The organism is Pseudoalteromonas sp. AS84 (assembly GCF_038900255.1).
Lineage (GTDB): Bacteria > Pseudomonadota > Gammaproteobacteria > Enterobacterales > Alteromonadaceae > Pseudoalteromonas.
Genome location: NZ_JBBMQY010000004.1, coordinates 98,199 through 118,071, shown reverse-complemented (window position 1 = coordinate 118,071; position 19,873 = coordinate 98,199). Strand labels below are relative to the sequence as shown.

Sequence of the window (19,873 nt, the reverse complement as noted above, 5' to 3'; positions counted from 1 at the left end):
AATGGTTTCTTTTTAGGTTTTTCAATTTGATTCGCAAATTGCAATTCAAAATAAAAATAAGATGTTCCGAACTGCTTTTAAGTTCCCGGTATGGCTTATTAATTTATTTTAAAGGATTAATTTTATTGGTTATTTTATTTTTTTATAAATTATTGTTTGGTTGGCATGGCTTTCGCAACAAGTTAGATATCAAACCGAGATGAATTAGTTAAATTTTAAGGGGTGCAATATGCAAACAAACACAAAAGCTAAACAACAACCTAAAGGTAACAACTGGGTACTTACACCTGAAATTATGGTTTTGTCCATTTTGCTTGTTGCTACTTTAGTTATCGGTATAACAGTTTTACGTGGCAGCGCTTCTTTAGAGCCGTTAGCGGATATACAGCCTATTACTTTTACACAAGCTGATGTTGAAAATGCACAGTCTATGAGTAATACATTTGATTCGCAAAATATAAATTACGCACAAAATGTAACAGCATCCAAAAACGAAAATAACGACACTCTTTCAAACTAGAGACTTTTGCGCAGGTAATAATTTATTGTTGCCTGCGTTTTTTTATATTTCTTACTGTCATTTTCAATTTTCGTTCCTACTTATAAAATTAGCTATATGTTTTTAAATTTAGATTGTATGTAACCTAGCCTATTTTATTGAATCTTCTCTTGTGCATACCTTCAATGATTAACTCCAATTCTTAGTCAATTATAACCAACTTCCACCTTCTTACTTGTTAGGCTTAAATAAACGCTCATCTATCAATTTAGTTGCATTGCAAACTGAATTGCAAAATGCAAATAACAGTAAAAAATTTTAAGACTAAACTCAAAAAATGTAACCAATTGAATTAATTGTGTTTTACTTTGTGTTTTATTTTTGAAAAGTGGTCTGTAACTTGCTGTTAACTATACAAGTCACTAAGGGTGAAAATCGGAGCAGATCATGAATGCATTTAAATACCTAGAATCAGAAAGTCCAGTTAACCTCGCAAGATGGCATGAGTTAGAAAGAATCATGACTGATGCAATGCAAAATAATTATTTTAAAATGGTTTATCAACCGCTTGTATCGTTAGGGACTGGAAAGCTGGTCGGCTTTGAGTCATTAGTAAGATGCCAATCACCGCGTTTTGGAGTTGTAGGCCCTGATGAATTTATACCTCATGTAGAGCAATCGGGAATGATTTTAGAATTAGGTGACTGGATTTTTGAGCAGTGTTTATCCGATTTAAAACATATGCGACATTTTGGTATGACAGACATTTCTGTTTCTTTGAATATTTCACCGGTACAAATTTTAGATGGGGATGTTTTTTCAAAAGTAATGTACTTGCTTGAGAAGTATCAAATACCACCACAGGCTATCAAAGTAGAATTAACGGAAACAGCGCTAATCCATAGCCCTGAAAAAATAGCTAAAGCATTTGAAAACTTCCATAAAGAAGGCGTAAAAGTGTGGATAGATGATTTTGGCACCGGGTACGCGTCTTTAGGTCTGCTTCGTCAATTTAATATTGACGGATTAAAAATTGATCGCAGTTTTGTTAGTGGGATTTCAACTAATAATGAAGACTTTACGCTATGCAGCGCAATAATTGCAATGGCTCAGCGATTGGGTTTACAAACCGTAGCAGAAGGAATTGAAGAGAATGAGCAATTACAAATATTAGAGCAACTTGGTTGTGATATCGCTCAAGGATATTTGCTCGATAAGCCACAAACATTAACCAAAAGTATTGATACCTGGGCTCTTTAACTGTTTATATTCATTTTGATTTGCAAAATGCAAAAAACAAATTACTCTTAAACTACAACCCCTACATGTTATTAGTGTACGAAGCTTAAACTTACACAAAGGTTATCTATGCCTATATCAGAGCAGTTTATCGATAAAAGTATTACCGAACTAAATGTATTAACCCAACTTGAAAAGGATGTTGGAATAAACGTTTTAGCTCGACTGATAAACTTATTTATCGATGAATTAGTTACTATGGCGAACCAATTAGATACGGCAATTACTCGTGAAGATATTATAAAAATTAAAGAAGTGATGCATGTTTTAAAAAACTCGGCTGCTTTATATGGAGCTGCTCCTCTGGCTGCATTGGCAACACAGTTACACGATTCACCACCACCAACTACAGAAGAAAACTTGCACGCAGCACTTGTTATTAAGCATAACTTGGATAAAACCCGGGATGCATATCAAATAATGAGTAATAGTATAGCTATCTAGGAGAAAGCCGTGTCAGATACGATAAATAAAGGCCTCGTTTACATCGTTGAGGATAGCATTGCAAGTGGTGCTTTGTACGCAAGTCAGCTTGAGCAAGCAGGTTTCGAATGTAAGCATTTCGCTGATGGCTATTCTGCTTTGGTTGGTATTAAAGAAAAAATGCCTGCGGTTATAGTACAAGATGTATGCTTGCCTGATATAAGTGGGCTAGAAGTTTTACAATTTGTAAATAAACAAAAAAATCCAGCCAATGTAGTCATGATCACCTCTAATAGCTCTATTGATATTGCTGTGGAAGCTATGCGTTTAGGTGGCTTTGATTTTTTAGAAAAACCCTTCACAAGTCAACGACTTATTAGTTCAGTTGAAAGTGCGTTTACCCCTAAAGAGCAAATCAAAGTGCAACCCTTGGTTGAAAGCAGCGATAAAAACCAAGATTTTGTTGGTGAATCTCTCTCAATGAAAACTGTCTTTAGGTTGCTAGATAGCGCCGCGAGAAGCAAAGCATGTGTATTTATTACAGGTGAAAGTGGAACAGGTAAAGAAGTTTGTGCGCAGACCCTTCATGATGCGAGTCCCCGAAATAAAGGACCATTTATCGCTATAAATTGTGCTGCGATACCTGCAGAGTTATTTGAATCAGAATTTTTTGGTCATGTTAAAGGGGCATTTAGTGGTGCGCTAAGCGATCGAAAAGGCGCTGTTGAGGTAGCTAACGGTGGAACGTTATTTTTAGATGAGTTGTGTGAAATGGAGCTTAACTTACAAGCTAAGTTATTACGCTTTTTACAGACAGGCATATTTAATAAGGTTGGCAGTAGTGAAGTATTACACAGCGATGTTCGCTTAGTATGTGCAACAAACAGAAACCCAATAATAGAGGTTGCGGAAGGGCGCTTTAGAGAAGATTTATATTATCGTTTAAATGTTATCCCCGTAAAGCTACCGCCTTTAAGAGAGCGCGGAAATGATATATTACTGTTGGCTGAGTATATCTTAAAACAGAAAAGCGATAGTAACGCTAAGCATTTCATTGGCTTTTCTGATGAAGTTAAAGCGCTTTTTTGTAACTATGATTGGCCAGGAAATATACGCGAACTGCAAAATGTAATTGAAAATACAGTCGTTATTAATGATGGCGATGTAATTGAAAGGGACATGTTACCAAATTCATTTGGTCTAGGTGCTGTAAAGCACTCGAGCTCATCTAAGTCAATTCACAATATAAACGAGCAGAGTGTTCAATTATCTCCTATGTCTGTTCACGACATAGAACCTCTATGGCAAGTTGAAAAAAGGGCGATTGAAGATGCAATTAAAAGCTGCGAAGACAATATTCCTCTTGCTGCTGCTTATTTAGGGGTAAGTGCATCTACCATTTATAGAAAAATAAAAGGGTGGTCTTAAAGTCATAATTGATTTTTAATTACACTTTTCAGGTTGAATTAATAAAAGTTACCCTAAGCTCTATGGGTAAGAGCAAATTAATTTTTAATCTGGAACAGTAAAAGGAGATCGCAATGAGTAACACTAGTTTAAAACCTGCGGATATTATGCCATCACTAGTAGTGAGTGATGTTGACGAGAAAAAGATAGATTTAGTCGACAGAATAAGTGATTCCCCATGGAAAATGATTGTTGTTTATCGAGGCCAGCACTGCCCTAAATGTACTGCGCAACTCAACGAGCTTGCTAAAGTACATAAGGATTTTAAAGAAGCAGGAGTTGAAGTCGTTGCTGTAAGTGGTGATAGTCATGAACAGCTCAATAAGCATCTTGAAAAGATAGATATTAACTTCCCGATTTACTATGGTTTAACAATCGAACAAATGACTGATTTAGGGCTACATATTAGCGAGCCTCGCAGTGATGCAGAAACTGACCATCCATTTGCTGAACCAGGAATCTATGTGCTTAATGAAAAAAATCAGCTTCAAATGGTCGATATATCAAACAGTCCGTTTGTTCGTCCTGATTTAGAGCAACTGCTAGGTGGGATTAAGTTTTCAAGAGAAAACGACTATCCAATCCGGGGCACATTTATTAAATAGTATTTATTCTACATGGTTTCAAAAAAGGCACTCTTCAGTGCCTTTTTTATTTATTTTTAATAAATTTACTTGAAAACAATTTTACCGTCCATATATAGTTAAGTAGGACGCCTGATGGGTCCTAAATTAAACTTAAACAATTGAAATTTATATTATTAATTAAACTTTGCTTGAGCTTGTTCAATAGAAAAGCACATGCAAAATATCGCTTAAATATGAGGATATTATTATGCGTACAGTAGACTTATCACCACTTTATCGTTCATTTATCGGCTTCGAACATTTAGCATCACTTATGGATGCGGCGGCTAATACAGACAAGCAGCCGAGTTTTCCTCCTTACAATATAGAAGCACTCGATAAAGACAAATACAGAATCACTATGGCCGTTGCTGGTTTTAGTGATAGTGAATTGACCATTGAGTCAGAAAACAACACGTTAAAAGTTGCAGGTATTAAAGCTAACAAAGATGAAAATAATGAACGTAAGTTTATTCATCAAGGTATAGCAGAGCGTAACTTTGAACGTAAATTTCAGCTTGGAGACCATGTAAAAGTACTTGGTGCCGATTTAGCTAACGGCTTATTGAGCATAGAGTTACAGCGTGAAATTCCTGAAGCACTTAAACCACGTAAAATAGAAATTGGTAATAGCAATCTAATAGAAGGTAAATAATCTTCTAAAGTACATATTCCCCTGATTATTTAGCCGCCTCGTTTGAGGCGGTTTTTTTGTTTAAAGCGCTTCTAAATTATTAAGGTAGTAGATTGCTTGTTGCAGCGTTTGTTCTTGAAGTGTTTTATCTTGTTTATCCCAGTTTTTATATACCATACCAATACGTGGGTTCTTCTCTAGCCTGTCTCTGTGTCTATTCATGAAATGCCAATACAAGCTATTTAGCGGGCAGGCTTTATCTCCTACTTTTTGTTTAACATCGTACTGACAGCTTTTGCAGTAATCGCTCATTTTATTAATGTAGTTACCGCTTGCAGCATAAGGCTTTGTTGCAATTATTCCATCATCGGCAAACTGACTCATGCCTCGGGTGTTAGGCATTTCTACCCATTCTATGGCATCTATATAAACACCTAGGTACCAGTTATCTACGTCATCAGGGTTTATTCCTGTGAGCATACAAAAGTTACCAATAACCATTAGGCGCTGAATATGATGAGCATAAGCGGTTTCAAGGCTTTGCTTGAGTGAGTGGCTTAGACAATTCATTTTTGTAGAGCTGTTCCAAAAATAAGATGGCAGTTTATTTTTGGCTTGTAATTGATTTTTAACTGCGTAGTCGGGCATGTTAATCCAATAAATGGCACGTACATACTCTCTCCAGCCTAATATTTGCCTAGTAAAACCCTCTACTTGCGAGAGGGATATTTCATTGGGCCTTTGTTCGTATTCGCTTATTACACGTTTGATTACATACAGCGGGTGGAGTATTTTTGCGTTTAGGGCAAACGATAAACGGCTATGGTACAGGCTGGTATTGTTTTTACTTTGATCTGTCATCGCATCTTGAAAGTGACCAAAGCGACTAAGTAAGTGCTCACAAAAGTATTCAAGAGATTCAATCGCTTGTTTACGCGTTGTTGGCCAATCCAGTGAATGTTGATTTATTTCACCTAAATAAGCGACTTTGTGTTTATTTAAACGAGAAATAATGCTGCTAACATCAGTATTGAATAACTTAGGTTCGGGGATATCTGCTAAGTCTTTTTTGGAAAATTTATTACGATTATTACTATCAAAATTCCATTTGCCACCGGTTGGCTTTGCATCATCAATTAATATATTAAATTGCTTACGCATAGCACGATAAAAGTGCTCCATTGTTACATGCTTGTTTTTTGTAAAGCGTGTTTTTATATCGGTGAACGGTAATAAAAAGTGTTCAGTATCTGTAGCAATTACATTTAATGAGCTATCACTTTTAAACTTAGCTAATTGAGACTTAAGCCTAAACTCGTCAGGGTATTGATATTCGATAGAGTCACATTGGTATTTATCGGCAACTCGTTTGAGTAATTCAATTAAGTCTTTGTCGTCATCGGTATCATCAAGTGTTAAATGCAAAACATTGAAACCGGCCGTGGTTAATGCAGTTGCGAAGTTTTCCATAGCACTAAAAAAAGCACACAGTTTTTGAATGTGATGTTTAACGTAGTCGGTTTCTTGTTTTAGTTCAGCGATCAGATAAAGCGTGTCGTCGTCTTTTTGTTTGTACCATGAATGAGATGGGTTTAGCTGATCGCCTAGTATTAGTCTGAGTGTTTTGTGATTGGTCATAGTAAAGCCAAATTTTTTTATACGGACATATTTCATGAAACGATCGTTTTACTATTTAACGGTGAGTGAATGGGAGCTACAAAATACTTTACTTTAAAAATGTGCTGATTTTAATACTGGGAATTAGCTGTTTTTCTTGTTTGGTCAACCACCTTGTCTAAAAACCCAAAGTTGGGAAATTTAAAAGTAATGAGAGCCTGTATTAAGTTTAGAGTCACTTATAAAGCTGATTTGTCGAGCAAGCTAATAGTAATAAGGAAGTTGCGTTTAATAGCGGGTTAGTAAAATAAATGTAGGTGATAGGAAACCAATATGTTGTGTCGTTAGCAGCAGAGCTTAACCGATTATCAAATCAATAAAGACGCGTTGGACGATGGTGTTGAAATGAGCTTGATGTGAGGGGGTTAAATAAGTAATTTAACCACTTTTAAGGCTTATATATTTAAAGTTTATTACTTTGCTTTTGTAGCATTTTTTGTTGTAACGAAACCACATTAGATACATTAAATAAAACATTGCCTGCAAAGCTTTCAAAATATCTGAGCGCTTTTTTCCAAGCAAGTTGGCTCTCAGCATTAAAGTGTTTACCAAGGTGCTCCTTAAGAGTTTCGTAAAAAGCGTCAGATAAAATTGCAATGTCACCTTGTGAAACACTGCTGTTTTTTAGGTACATTAAATGATGTGCTAAAAAAGGAGCTACCGATGCCGGCTTATCTAAATGTTTAACAATTCGTTCTAGCACACAAAAAAGGGTAAAACTCTTTTCGTTAAATTGTAAGGCTGTTGGGTAATTCATCTCAATGCTAGATTCAGCTAATTTACTGTGAAATCGAGCCGTGAATGCATGAAAATTTGGCTTAATAATTGTTAAGTTATTTAACAATGCTGATTGTTGTTGATTCATTTTTTATCTCTCTGCAGTGAGTAATAACTATTATTATCAAGTGGCATAAAATTGATTATAGCGGGCAGTTAAAATTCTGCACGTTTTTTTAGTGTTAAAGTATGGGTTTTAGTTATATCAATTTATTTTCTGGTAAATTGCAAGCATGTAGGAGGCTATGCAGTTGCAAGAGTTCAGTTGGTTTGATTCTCACTCAAAAATAGTAAGCTGCAATATTTAGCATTTTGACGATGAACATTTTATAAAACTGACTGATTACTTATGTTACTAACACATACATTAAATTAGCATCTTGACGAATTGGAAATTTTATAAACTAATTGCGTATTATAGTTGCTAATTAGCCCACACATCCTTATAATAGCGGCCATTGTTTAGCATGTTGTAAAACAGCTAACAGCGATATTAAATTTAAGGTTTGATATCTATTGGCGCGGGATGGAGCAGTCTGGTAGCTCGTCGGGCTCATAACCCGAAGGTCGTCGGTTCAAATCCGGCTCCCGCAACCAATTCTACTAGTAGGTATTACCTTACTAATTTATATCGCGCATTCTAAGTAATGCGCGTTTTGCGTTTTAGGCTATGTAGTTTAATTAGGTCAGTTTACTGACTCGCAACCAAGCTTGGCCCTAGGCCACACAGTTTTATGCTTTATTGGTGTGACGCCCCGCTTGGTTCGGGGCGTTGTTGTATCTGCACCTTATGATTTGTGGCAATTGTCATCAAATTAAAATTTAAACTCAGTATTTTAGGGCTATAAGCCCTTTTTTTGTTTGTATGGAGGATTTTCGTGACAAAACTTGAACAAGATTTAGTAACCATGTTAACGCCTGCGGTAGAAATGTTAGGCTTTGAGTTGCATGGTCTTGAATTTGTGCAAGCGGGTCGCCATTCTACCTTAAGAGTATATATTGCTCATGAGGATGGGATCTCAGTTGATAACTGTGCGGATGCAAGTCGCCAAATTAGTGCGATTTTAGACGTCGAAGACCCAATTACAAATGAATATGATTTGGAAGTATCGTCTCCTGGTGTTGATCGTCTATTATTCAAACAAGATCACTACGAGCAGGCGCAAGGAGAGGAAGTACGCGTGCGTACCAAACTTCCACAGGATGGTCGTCGTAATTTTAAAGGCGACTTAGTAGCAGTTAGCAGCGATATGATCACACTATCTAGCGATGGTGAAGAGCATCTGATCATGCTTAGTAACATCGAACGTGCGAATTTAATCGCGAAGTTTTAAATTCGAGTGCGAAGGAATAGGGCAAGCGAGGCATTACCCATGGCAAAAGAGATATTATTGGTTGCTGAAGCCGTTTCCAATGAGAAAGCGGTTCCAAAAGAAAAGATTTTTGAAGCTCTAGAGTTCGCTTTAGCGACAGCGACAAAGAAAAAACACGATGGCGAAATTGAAGTGCGTGTAGCAATTGACCGTAAAACCGGTGATTACGACACGTTCCGTCGTTGGCAGATTGCCGCTGTATTAGAAGACGGTTCTTTAGAGAATCCTTACAGCGAAATCACTCTAGAAGCAGCGCAGGTTGAAGAACCTGATTTGCAAATGGGTGATTATGTTGAAGAGCAAATCGACTCAATCAAATTTGACCGTATTACAACACAAATGGCCAAGCAAGTTATCGTACAGAAAGTACGTGAAGCTGAGCGCGCTTTAGTTGTTGAAGCATACAAAGATCAAGAAGGCGAGCTAGTAACGGGTGTTGTTAAAAAAGCAACTCGCGATGCAATCGTACTTGATTTAGGTAACAACGCAGAAGCGGTAATTTACCGTGATGACATGTTACCACGTGAAAACTTCCGCCCGGGTGACCGTATCCGTGGTCTTTTATATGAAGTTAAGCCAGAAGCACGCGGTGCACAATTATTTGTAACGCGCTCTAAACCTGAAATGCTAATGGAATTATTCCGCATTGAGGTGCCAGAAATTGGCGAAGAGATGATTGAATTACGTGCCGCTGCACGTGATCCAGGTTCACGCGCTAAAATTGCCGTTAAATCTAACGACAAACGCATTGATCCAATTGGTGCATGTGTTGGTATGCGTGGCGCACGAGTTCAGGCTGTATCGTCAGAGCTTGGTGGTGAACGTGTTGATATCGTACTTTACGATGACAACCCAGCACAATTTGTTATTAACGCAATGGCGCCAGCAGAAGTTGCTTCAATCGTAATGGATGAAGACACTCACTCAATGGATATCGCTGTAGAAGCTGATAACCTAGCGCAAGCAATTGGTCGTAATGGTCAAAACGTTCGTTTAGCAAGCCAGTTAACTGGCTGGGAACTAAACGTAATGACTGTTGAAGACATGCGTACTAAAAATGAAGCTGAATCTGATAAGTTACTTAACTTATTCACTGAAAATTTAGAAATTGATGATGAGTTTGCATCATTACTTATCAACGAAGGTTTCTCGACACTTGAAGAAGTGGCGTATGTGCCAGCGTCTGAATTTTTAGAAATTGATGGTCTTGATGAAGAGACTGTGGATTTACTGCGCTCACGCGCAAAAGATGCATTGACAACTAAAGCACTTAAAACGGAAGAAAGCTTAGATGGCGCAGAGCCAGCTGAAGACTTACTTGCGCTTGAAGGCTTAGAACGTCACTTAGCATTTGTTATGGCAAGCAAGGGTGTTGTTACACTTGAAGACTTGGCAGAGCAAGGTATTGACGAATTAGTTGATATCACAGAACTTTCATCTGAAAAAGCAGGTGAACTGATTATGGCTGCACGAAACATTTGTTGGTTTGCAGACGAGTAATTTATTAACGGAGGTATTACACACTATGGCAGAAGTAAATGTTGAAAAACTAGCCGGCGATATAGGTACAACTGTTGATAAATTGCTACAGCAGTTTTCACAAGCAGGTATCACTAAGCAAGCAACTGATAACGTAACAGAAGCTGAAAAAGCAACGTTACTTGATCATTTAAGCAAGCATCATGGCGGCGCAGGTTCAGATGGCCCAGCGCGCATGACTTTGCAACGTAAGAGCAAAAGCACTTTAAGTGTAACGGGTTCTACGGGTAAAGCTAAAGACGTTCAAGTTGAAGTTCGCAAAACACGTACATACGTGAAAAAAAGCGCAATGGAACAAGAACAAGAGCAAGCACGCTTAGCTGCAGAAGAAAAAGTGCGTCTTGAACAGCAGCAAAAAGCTGACCAAGAAGCTGCAGAATTAAAGGCGAAACAAGAGGCAGAGCGCAAAGCGAAAGAAGAAGCTGACCGTAAAGCCAAAGAAGAAGCTAAACGCAAAGCTGATGCAGAGCGTAAAGCGAAACAAAAGCAGATGACCCCAGAGCAAAGTGCTAAGTCTGAGAAAGATCGCATAGAAGCTGAGCGTCTGCAAAAAGAAGCAGAAGAGGCCGCATTGAAGAAAGCTGAAGAAGAAGCGAAACGTCAAGCAGAAGAAGCAAGAAAGCTAGCTGAAGAGAACTCGGCACGCTGGAAGAAAGAAGAAGAAGAACGTAAGAAACGCGAAGAAACAGCGGATCACCATCTTACGACTTCTACTTATGCACGTGAAGCAGAAGATGTTGCCGATGCTCGTGATGAGCAAGGTACTCGCCGTGCTAAGAAAAAGAAGAAAGCGCCAGCAAAAGATAAATTTGCAGCGTCAAGAGGCCGTAACAAGTCTAAGTTAAAAGCACCAGCATCATTACAACATGGTTTCCAAAAACCAACTGTTGATGTGAAAAATGAAGTGCGTATTAGCGAAACAATTACAGTAGCTGAGCTTGCATCACGCATGGCAGTTAAAGGCGCTGAAGTTGTTAAAACAATGATGAAAATGGGTGACATGGTTACTATTAACCAAGTGATCGACCAAGAAGCTGCACAACTAGTTGCAGAAGAAATGGGTCACAAGGTTATCATTGTTAAAGAAAACGAATTAGAGCAAACAGTACTTAATGACCGCCATGAAGATGGTAAGTCAGAGCCGCGTGCTCCAGTAGTAACTGTAATGGGTCACGTTGACCACGGTAAAACATCGACTCTTGATTACATTCGTTCTGCGAAAGTTGCTTCTGGCGAAGCTGGTGGTATTACACAGCATATTGGTGCATACCACGTAGACGTAAATGGTCACATGATCACGTTTTTAGATACACCAGGACATGCTGCATTTACTTCAATGCGTGCTCGTGGTGCTAAAGCGACAGATATCGTAATCCTTGTGGTTGCAGCAGATGATGGTGTAATGCCACAAACTAAAGAAGCGGTACAGCACGCACGTGCAGCTGGCGTTCCTTTAATCATTGCTGTAAACAAAATGGATAAAGAAGGCGCAGATCCAGATCGCGTTAAAAACGAACTTGCTGTACTTGACGTTATTCCAGAAGAATGGGGCGGCGATACGCAGTACGTTCATATCTCAGCTAAAACTGGCTTAGGTATTGATGACCTTCTTGAAGCAGTATTGAACCAATCTGAGCTTTTAGAACTTTCTGCACCTACTGAAGGTATGGCTGCGGGTGTTGTTATTGAATCTCGTCTTGATAAAGGCCGTGGTCCAGTAGCATCAGTACTTGTTCAATCTGGTACGCTTAACCAAGGTGACATTGTATTATGTGGTCTTGAGTATGGCCGTGTTCGTGCAATGCGCGATGAAAACGGTAAAGACATTAAGTCAGCTGGTCCATCTATTCCAGTTGAAATTTTAGGTCTTTCTGGTATTCCAGCTGCAGGCGACGAAGCGACTGTAGTTAAAGATGAACGTAAAGCGCGTGAAGTTGCTTTATACCGTCAAGGTAAGTTCCGCGATGTTAAACTAGCGCGTCAGCAAAAAGCTAAGCTTGAAAACATGTTTACTAACATGACTGAAGGCGATGTTTCTGAAGTTAACGTGGTACTTAAAGCAGACGTTCAAGGTTCTATCGAAGCAATCTCTGATTCACTAACTAAACTTTCTACTGATGAAGTAAAAGTGAAGATTGTTGGTTCAGGTGTTGGTGGTATTACCGAAACTGATGCAACACTCGCTGCAGCGTCTAACGCAATTGTAGTTGGCTTTAACGTTCGTGCTGATGCTTCAGCTCGTAAAGTTATTGATACTGAAAACTTAGACCTTCGTTATTACAGCGTAATTTATGCCTTAATCGAAGAAGTTAAGCAAGCCATGTCAGGTATGCTAGCGCCAGAGTTTAAACAAGAAATCATTGGTCTAGCCCAAGTTCGTGACGTATTCAAGTCTCCAAAAATTGGCGCAATCGCTGGTTGTATGGTTACTGAAGGTGTTATTAAACGTAGCGCTCCAATCCGTGTACTACGTGAAAATGTGGTTATCTATGAAGGTGAACTTGAGTCACTTCGTCGCTTTAAAGACGATGTTGCTGATGTTCGTAACGGCATGGAATGTGGTATCGGCGTTAAGAACTACAATGACGTACGTGTTGGTGACCAAATCGAAGTATTTGAAACAGTTGAAGTACAACGTACTCTATAATTGTTACTAGGGAGTATTGAACGCTCAGGTTAACGCCCGAACATTCTACACACCCTACGCTAAGATTTTAAATGGGGGCTTAGCCCCCATTTGCATATCCATTATTTAGTTAACTTATTATTTAATTTCAATAAGTTATTATTTTAGGACAAGTATAATGAGAGAGTTTTCTCGCACTGATCGTGTTGCACAGCAAATCCAAAAAGAGATTGCTGTAATTTTACAACGCGAAATTAAAGATCCACGCTTAGGTATGGTGACAGTGTCAGCGGTAGAAGTATCGCGCGATTTATCTTATGCCAAAATTTTCATTACTGTGTTTAACACACAAGATGAAGACGCAGCAAAGCAAAGCGCAAAGGTACTTAATGAAGCAACGGGCTATATTCGCTCCTTACTTGGTAAGCGTATCCGTGCACGTATAATGCCTGAGTTAAAGTTTGTAGTTGATAACTCATTAATGGAAGGTATGCGTATTTCTAATTTAGTGGATTCTATTATCCGCGAAGATAACGCAAAGCATGTTGATGAAGACGTAGAAAGTGTTGATGCTGCTGATATTTCAGTTAGCGAAGAAGGTACTGAGCACGTAGACGATACAGATAGCGAAGAAGGCACTGATACAGATGGCAAAGCGCAGTAAAGGCCGTGCAGTTGACGGTATTTTGTTGTTAAACAAACCTGAAGGCATTTCATCAAATAAAGCATTACAGCAAGCAAAGAGCGTTTATTTTGCGCAAAAAGCTGGGCATACGGGTGCTTTAGATCCACTTGCTACAGGTATGCTGCCAATTTGCTTTGGTGAAGCGACTAAGTTTACGCAGTTTTTACTCGATACAGATAAAACCTATATCGTTCGTGCACAACTGGGTGAACGTACAACAACATCAGATTCTGATGGCGAAATTGTTAGCACTAAAGATGTGAACGTAACGCGTGAACAGCTAACAAAAGAAATAGCTGCTTTTGTTGGTGAGTCTGATCAATATCCGTCAATGTACTCGGCACTTAAATACCAAGGCAGGCCATTATATAAGTATGCGCGCGAAGGTATTGAAGTGCCTCGTAAATGCAGAAAAATAAATGTGTTTAGCTTATCGTTTGACGAATTTGATGAAAAAAGCAACGTATTACAAATGACGGCCCATGTATCTAAAGGGACCTACATTCGTACAATAGTTGATGATTTAGGCGAAAATCTAGGCTGTGGCGCACACGTTATTATGCTCCACAGAACTGCTGTTGGTCAGTATCCGGCAGATAAAATGGTCTCGCTTGATGAAATTGAAGCATTACTTGCTAAAGCGAAAGAAGAAGAGCTTGCACCTTCTACTTATTTAGACTCGCTGCTACTACCAATTGATACTGCTTTAACTGACTTACCTGTCATTGAAATTTCAAAAGACGAAGGCTGGGTATTTAGCCACGGACAAGCAGTTGAGTTACCAAAACCTTTGCCTGAAGGTGCTATTAAAGTAGTTGCTGATGGTGTGTTTATTGGAACCGGTGAGCGTAACTCAAATGGTCATTTAAAGGTTAAACGTGGTCTTGCTAGTCAGCAAGACGATTACGTGAAACCGGAATAAGCAACTAATGTGCCTAACAATGGCTTAATAGTTGTAGATGGGGATAATTAACTTGTAGTTATTCCCACAGTTGGTAGAATACGCCCGCTTAATCGTTTTGGCTGAATTAGTGATCGGCTAAGACACCTTTTAAATTTAATTTTTGGAGTTACTATGTCACTAAGCAATCAAGAAAAAATCGATATCATTGCTAAATTTGCACGTGCAGAAGGCGATACAGGTTCATCAGAAGTACAAGTAGCATTACTTACTTATGATATCAACAAGCTTCAAGGTCACTTTGCTGATCACAAGCATGACTTCCACTCACGTCGTGGTCTGCTTCGTAAAGTAAGCACTCGCCGTAAACTACTTGATTACCTTAAAGGTAAAGACATCACTAGTTATACTGCGTTAATCAAAGAACTTGGCCTACGTCGCTAAGAACTAGATTATAGAAAAAGGAGCTTTTTAGCTCCTTTTTTTGTGCCTGAAATTTGTGTTTTCAAATTAAGAAAATTCTTAAACCTATTGAATTGCAATATAAACCCCCCATTTCATAGCTTACCGAGAGCTTTTGTATTTAACCGCTAAATAAGCCCAGCTGAAATCTAGTAGTTAGATTGAACAAATTTCAACCCGCAAAGATCAACACACCCTAGACTCGCATTTTGAAGTAGCTTTGGTATATACTATGCGCGTAGATAAAAAGGTTTATCTACGCTTATTCACATCATTGCCAATTGTAGTACTTAATTGATTTCCAACTGAATACAATTATGTACTGTAATTGGTACTTTGATGACAACTTATTAGAATACATTTAAGGAATATTTTAAGTGCAAGCAATTATTAAAGAATTCAAACTAGGTCAACATACAGTGACTCTAGAAACTGGTGCAATCGCTCGTCAAGCAGACGGCGCTGTACTTGCAAGCATTGGCGACACTTCAGTTTTAGTAACTGTTGTTGGTAAGCGTGAAGCACAACCTGGTCAAGACTTTTTCCCACTAACTGTTAACTACCAAGAGCGTATGTACGCTGCTGGTCGTATCCCAGGTGGTTTCTTGAAGCGTGAAGGTCGTCCTAACGATGGCGAAACTCTTATTGCACGTCTTATTGACCGTCCAATTCGTCCACTTTTCCCAAGCGGTTTTGTAAACGAAGTACAAGTTATTGCGACTGTTGTTTCTGTTAACCCTGAAATCCAACCTGATATGGTTGCAATGATTGGTACTTCAGCAGCACTTGCTATCTCAGGTATCCCGTTCAGTGGTCCAATTGGTGCATCTCGCGTTGGTTACATCAACGGCGAATACGTACTTAACCCTACATTGAAAGAGCTTGAAGAAAGCCAACTTGATTTAGTAGTAGCCGGTACTGATAAAGCGGTACTTATGGTTGAATCAGAAGCTAACGTACTTGCAGAAGACGTAATGCTTGGCGCTGTTGTATATGGTCATGAGCAATCTCAAGCGATCATCACTGCAATCGAAGAATTTAAAGCAGAAGCAGGCAAGCCTACTTGGGATTGGACTGCACCAGCTAAAAACGTTGCACTAGAAGATAAAGTAGCAGCAATTGCTGCTGATAAAGTAGGCGCAGCTTACTTAATCACTGATAAAGTAGCGCGTAAAGAAGCACTTGGCGAAGCGAAGGACGAAGTTGTTGCAGTATTAACAGCTGAACTTGCTGAAGGCGAGTCTTTAGACAAGCAAGAAGTTGGTAAAATCTTCGGTTCACTTGAGAAGAAAATCGTTCGTGGCCGTATCGCTTCTGGCGAAAAACGTATCGATGGTCGTGAACCAGATATGATTCGTGCACTAGATGTAATGACTGGCGTATTACCGCGTACTCACGGTTCTGCTATCTTTACTCGTGGCGAAACTCAAGCGTTAGTAACAGCTACACTTGGTACAGAACGTGATTCACAGTTAATCGACGATTTAACTGGTACTCATAAAAACCACTTTATGCTTAACTACAACTTCCCTCCATTCTGTGTAGGTGAAACTGGTTTTGTTGGTTCTCCTAAGCGTCGTGAAATCGGCCATGGTAACCTTGCTAAGCGTGGTATTGCTGCTGTAATGCCAACACTGACTGAATTCCCATATTCAATCCGTGTAGTATCGGAAATTACTGAATCAAACGGTTCATCTTCAATGGCTTCTGTGTGTGGTACTTCACTTGCACTTATGAATGCTGGCGTTCCAATTAAAGCATCTGTTGCGGGTATTGCGATGGGTCTAGTTAAAGAAGACGAAAAATTCGTTGTTCTTTCTGACATCTTAGGTGATGAAGATCACTTAGGTGACATGGACTTTAAAGTTGCGGGTACTGCTGCGGGTATTACTGCACTTCAAATGGATATCAAAATTGAAGGTATCACTCAAGAAATCATGCAAATTGCGCTTAAACAAGCTAAAGCTGCACGTTTACACATTCTAGAAGTGATGGACGAAGCGATTTCTGCTCCTTCTGAAGAGCTATCAATGTTTGCTCCTCGTATCTACACGATGAAAATCCCACAGAAGAAAATCGCTGAAGTTATTGGTAAAGGTGGCGCAACTATTCGTCAACTTACTGAAGAAACTGGTACAACGATTGAAATCGGTGACGACGGTACAATTAAAATTGCCGCTACAGATGGCGAAAGTGCAGCTAATGCCATTAGCCGTATTGAGCAATTAACAGCTGAACTAGAAGTAGGTACTATCTACGAAGGTAAAGTTGTACGTATTGTTGACTTCGGTGCATTTGTAAACATTCTTCCAGGTAAAGATGGTCTAGTACATATTTCTCAAATTAGTACTGAGCGCGTTAACAACGTGGCTGATCACCTTTCTGAAGGTCAAGAAGTTAAAGTTAAAGTACTAGAAGTAGATCGCCAAGGCCGTGTACGTCTAAGTATTAAAGAAGCAATGGAATCTGCAGCACCAGCTGTTGACGCGCCAACTGACGCGTAATTGCTAACTTATTAATCTAGTTATATTAGCTAGATGATAAAAAAGGGGCTGTTTAGCCCCTTTTTTTATGCTTTAATGAAACCTTATTGGACAAGGTCTGTCTTATATTAATCGCGATATATCTTGGTATTAAGGATTTTAATGATACTCAAACATTTAGCTTTGGCATCTTTTGCTATTTTGTCTTTAAGCGCTTGCCAAACTACAACCGAATCAGAACCAACCCCGATTGTTAATGTGCCATTTACTGCACCTTTAGCTTCTGACTTTAGAAGTGAAATTGCCATTGCACGCTACTCAGAATTATTGAATAGAGCTGACTTAAGCGAAGAGCAACAAGCTAAGCTTTATTATGACCGTGGTGTACTTTTTGATAGTTTAGGTATGACCACTCTTTCGCGTATTGATTTTAACCGCGCAGTAAAGCTTAAACCTGATTTAGCTGAAGTATATAACTTTCTAGGTATTCAACATACGCTTATGCAGCAATACGAAAAAGCCTATGAGTTTTTTGATTCAGCCCTTGAGCTTGATGAAGAGCATGAATATGCTTATTTAAATAGAGGCATAGCCCTTTATTACGGTGATAGAGCAGGTCTTGCTAAAAACGACTTTGATGAGTTTTTAGCCCGCTCTCCAAATGATCCATACCGTGTTTTATGGGTTTACTTAGCCAGTGCACAAGAAGATAAAGCAGCAGCGCTTGAATCACTTAAAACTAATGCAACAGCACTTGATGAATCGCAATGGGCGTATCAGTTAATTTCTCTTTATACGGGGGATATGACTGAGTATGCATTTTTATCTGGCATTAGTGATGGTGTTAGAACCGAGCAAGAATATGCGCAGCGTTTATGTGAAGCTTATTTTTACTTAGCCAAAATGCATCAAGCAGCTGGTGAGCTGTATTTAGCATCAGACTATTTTAGGCTTGCGCTAGCAACCAATGTACACGAGTTTATTGAGTACAAGTATGCGCGTTTAGAACTTGAGTTGATGGAAGGTGTTGACGCAAGTTAAGCGTTTTAAGTTAATAGGTGTATTACTATGTTGTTTGTTAATTACAGGCTCGAGTAATCACCTTGGCGCTATTGGCTTTTGGCATGTTTTAAATACAAAAGCCAATGTTCTACAAAGTTATTGGAATTCACCCGTTCACTTTTCAGATCACCTAGAGAAGTTACCAAAGACCTCTTTAGCTATACTCGCTCGCAATCAAATTTCCTCAGCGCAATATATGTATTCTCTTAAGCTTATTAAAAGCAGTCAGAGTGAAACTGCAAAACCATTTTGGCTCTCCGCTATAAATGACTTAACAACCCCAGAGCGTAAAATATTAGCAGCAAAGTTGCTTGAGCAATCACGTTGGGGGGATTTAAAACTACTCGCTAGTAAAAACAAATTACCAGCAGGGGATGTGCTAAATCATCTAAAACTTCAGTTAAAAACACCACAGAGTAAAGTATCTACTGCGTTTATCCACAATCTTGGTTTTTCATCTTTAAGAAATATAAGCAAACCTAATAAGCAATGTATGTTTAACGTACTGACTATGAGCGATCATCGTAGTGGCTTATATAAACTTACAGAGTTTATTAATACTTATAATAAACAGCCAGAGCCCCGTGAAAATATTTTTTGCTTTTCAAAACCAGTTTACGTTGCGGGTATGCTTGAGTGCAAAAGTAGCACTAGTAAAATAGCAAAGTGTGACTGGGAATTATCTAAACTTAATAACCAGCTTCCTAACAATTATGATTTTATAGTGATGATGCCTAAAGACGGTACGGCTAATGTCACGAAGGGAACAATGCTAATAAACTCAAAAGCAAAATACAGTGTATTTTTGCACGAGCTGATGCATTTTAACGGTTTTGAGGATGAATACGCTTTGCCTAAAACTAAGCAAGCATGGTTGTGTGCAAAAACAGGTTTTGTTGCGCCTAATCTATTTATTTCTCATGGTGAGCCGCCGCCAACAGATTGGCATAAGGCAAAGAGTTGTCAGCAAGGAGGCATTGCTTATAAGCCCAGTGAAAATTGGTCCATTATGCAATATCAGCAGTTAGGTCTCTCAGCGCAGTATAGGCAACTTTGGTTGAAACATTTAGATACGACCAATGGTAAGTTTCATCGTCACTCTAGCGCGCTTACATTTGCAAATAAGACTATATTAAACTAACAATTATCACTATTAATTAATTGTTTTTTTAGGCTTAATAAATTGTTAGTTATTGTTTGAAAAATGTCCATATAGAACCGCTTTTTATAGACAAAATAAGTGTTTTTCAGTATAACTATAGTCATTAATGTCGTTTAAAAACAGGCAGTAAAAGCATCACTTAGTATTAAAAAAGAGATGCCCTGATAAACTTATGATT

The 19,873-nt window shown here is 38.7% G+C and carries 17 protein-coding genes and 1 tRNA gene; 16 read left to right on the top strand and 2 right to left on the bottom strand.

Going from position 1 to position 19,873, the window contains the following annotated elements; genetic code table 11:
* Positions 1 to 229 precede the first annotated feature (229 nt).
* From WNY79_RS06285 to WNY79_RS06260, 6 genes are all read left to right on the top strand, one after another.
* A complete protein-coding gene (locus WNY79_RS06285; protein WP_002958474.1) occupies positions 230 to 520 on the top strand; it encodes a hypothetical protein in 291 nt (96 codons plus the stop codon).
* A 426-nt stretch (positions 521 to 946) separates the two neighbouring features.
* A complete protein-coding gene (locus tag WNY79_RS06280; protein WP_231616766.1) occupies positions 947 to 1,759 on the top strand; it encodes an EAL domain-containing protein in 813 nt (270 codons plus the stop codon).
* A 108-nt stretch (positions 1,760 to 1,867) separates the two neighbouring features.
* Positions 1,868 to 2,242, top strand: coding sequence for an Hpt domain-containing protein (locus WNY79_RS06275; protein ID WP_002958476.1), 375 nt, complete (start codon positions 1,868 to 1,870; stop codon positions 2,240 to 2,242).
* Positions 2,243 to 2,251: 9 nt separating this feature from the next.
* Positions 2,252 to 3,649, top strand: a complete 1,398-nt coding sequence (locus WNY79_RS06270; RefSeq protein ID WP_342875404.1) for a sigma-54 dependent transcriptional regulator — start codon at positions 2,252 to 2,254, stop codon at positions 3,647 to 3,649.
* Positions 3,650 to 3,762: 113 nt separating this feature from the next.
* On the top strand, positions 3,763 to 4,293 hold the full coding sequence (locus WNY79_RS06265; protein WP_024598195.1) for a redoxin domain-containing protein: 531 nt from the start codon (positions 3,763 to 3,765) through the stop codon (positions 4,291 to 4,293).
* A 229-nt stretch (positions 4,294 to 4,522) separates the two neighbouring features.
* Complete coding sequence (locus tag WNY79_RS06260) at positions 4,523 to 4,969, top strand: Hsp20 family protein (protein WP_007585496.1); 447 nt, start codon at positions 4,523 to 4,525, stop codon at positions 4,967 to 4,969.
* 60 nt (positions 4,970 to 5,029) lie between these two features.
* On the opposite strand, the gene WNY79_RS06255 is transcribed toward WNY79_RS06260, so the two are convergent.
* Both WNY79_RS06255 and WNY79_RS06250 read right to left on the bottom strand, forming a co-directional pair.
* A complete protein-coding gene (locus tag WNY79_RS06255) occupies positions 5,030 to 6,586 on the bottom strand; it encodes a cryptochrome/photolyase family protein (RefSeq protein WP_342875403.1) in 1,557 nt (518 codons plus the stop codon).
* Between the two features lie 442 nt (positions 6,587 to 7,028).
* The gene (locus WNY79_RS06250) at positions 7,029 to 7,490 is read right to left on the bottom strand and encodes a globin (protein WP_342875402.1); all 462 of its coding nucleotides are present in this window, start codon (positions 7,488 to 7,490) and stop codon (positions 7,029 to 7,031) included.
* Between the two features lie 432 nt (positions 7,491 to 7,922).
* Between WNY79_RS06250 and WNY79_RS06245 the strand changes: the two genes are divergently transcribed.
* The 10 genes from WNY79_RS06245 (at position 7,923) to WNY79_RS06200 (ending at position 19,674) form a co-directional block, all read left to right on the top strand.
* Positions 7,923 to 7,999, top strand: a tRNA-Met gene (locus WNY79_RS06245).
* A gap of 281 nt (positions 8,000 to 8,280) precedes the next feature.
* Positions 8,281 to 8,736 carry a ribosome maturation factor RimP gene (gene rimP, locus WNY79_RS06240; protein ID WP_024598198.1) on the top strand — a complete coding sequence of 152 codons (456 nt, stop codon included), beginning with the start codon at positions 8,281 to 8,283 and terminating at the stop codon, positions 8,734 to 8,736.
* Between the two features lie 39 nt (positions 8,737 to 8,775).
* Entirely contained in the window at positions 8,776 to 10,275 is a 1,500-nt protein-coding gene (nusA, locus tag WNY79_RS06235; RefSeq protein WP_007585502.1) for a transcription termination factor NusA, read from the top strand.
* Positions 10,276 to 10,300: 25 nt separating this feature from the next.
* Positions 10,301 to 12,961 (top strand): translation initiation factor IF-2, encoded by a 2,661-nt coding sequence (gene infB, locus WNY79_RS06230; protein ID WP_294117543.1) that lies wholly within the window; start codon positions 10,301 to 10,303, stop codon positions 12,959 to 12,961.
* 157 nt (positions 12,962 to 13,118) lie between these two features.
* The gene (rbfA, locus tag WNY79_RS06225; protein WP_342875401.1) at positions 13,119 to 13,604 is read left to right on the top strand and encodes a 30S ribosome-binding factor RbfA; all 486 of its coding nucleotides are present in this window, start codon (positions 13,119 to 13,121) and stop codon (positions 13,602 to 13,604) included.
* Entirely contained in the window at positions 13,588 to 14,547 is a 960-nt protein-coding gene (gene truB, locus WNY79_RS06220; protein ID WP_342875400.1) for a tRNA pseudouridine(55) synthase TruB, read from the top strand. Before rbfA ends, truB begins: the two co-directional genes overlap by 17 nt.
* Positions 14,548 to 14,700: 153 nt before the next feature.
* A complete protein-coding gene (gene rpsO / locus WNY79_RS06215) occupies positions 14,701 to 14,970 on the top strand; it encodes a 30S ribosomal protein S15 (protein ID WP_002958490.1) in 270 nt (89 codons plus the stop codon).
* 395 nt (positions 14,971 to 15,365) lie between these two features.
* Positions 15,366 to 17,492 (top strand): polyribonucleotide nucleotidyltransferase, encoded by a 2,127-nt coding sequence (gene pnp / locus WNY79_RS06210; RefSeq protein ID WP_342875399.1) that lies wholly within the window; start codon positions 15,366 to 15,368, stop codon positions 17,490 to 17,492.
* 141 nt (positions 17,493 to 17,633) lie between these two features.
* Positions 17,634 to 18,512: a lipoprotein NlpI gene (nlpI, locus tag WNY79_RS06205; protein ID WP_024598203.1), complete on the top strand. Its 879-nt coding sequence runs from the start codon at positions 17,634 to 17,636 to the stop codon at positions 18,510 to 18,512.
* Positions 18,499 to 19,674 (top strand): hypothetical protein, encoded by a 1,176-nt coding sequence (locus WNY79_RS06200; RefSeq protein WP_342875398.1) that lies wholly within the window; start codon positions 18,499 to 18,501, stop codon positions 19,672 to 19,674. Before nlpI ends, WNY79_RS06200 begins: the two co-directional genes overlap by 14 nt.
* Positions 19,675 to 19,873: the final 199 nt, after the last annotated feature.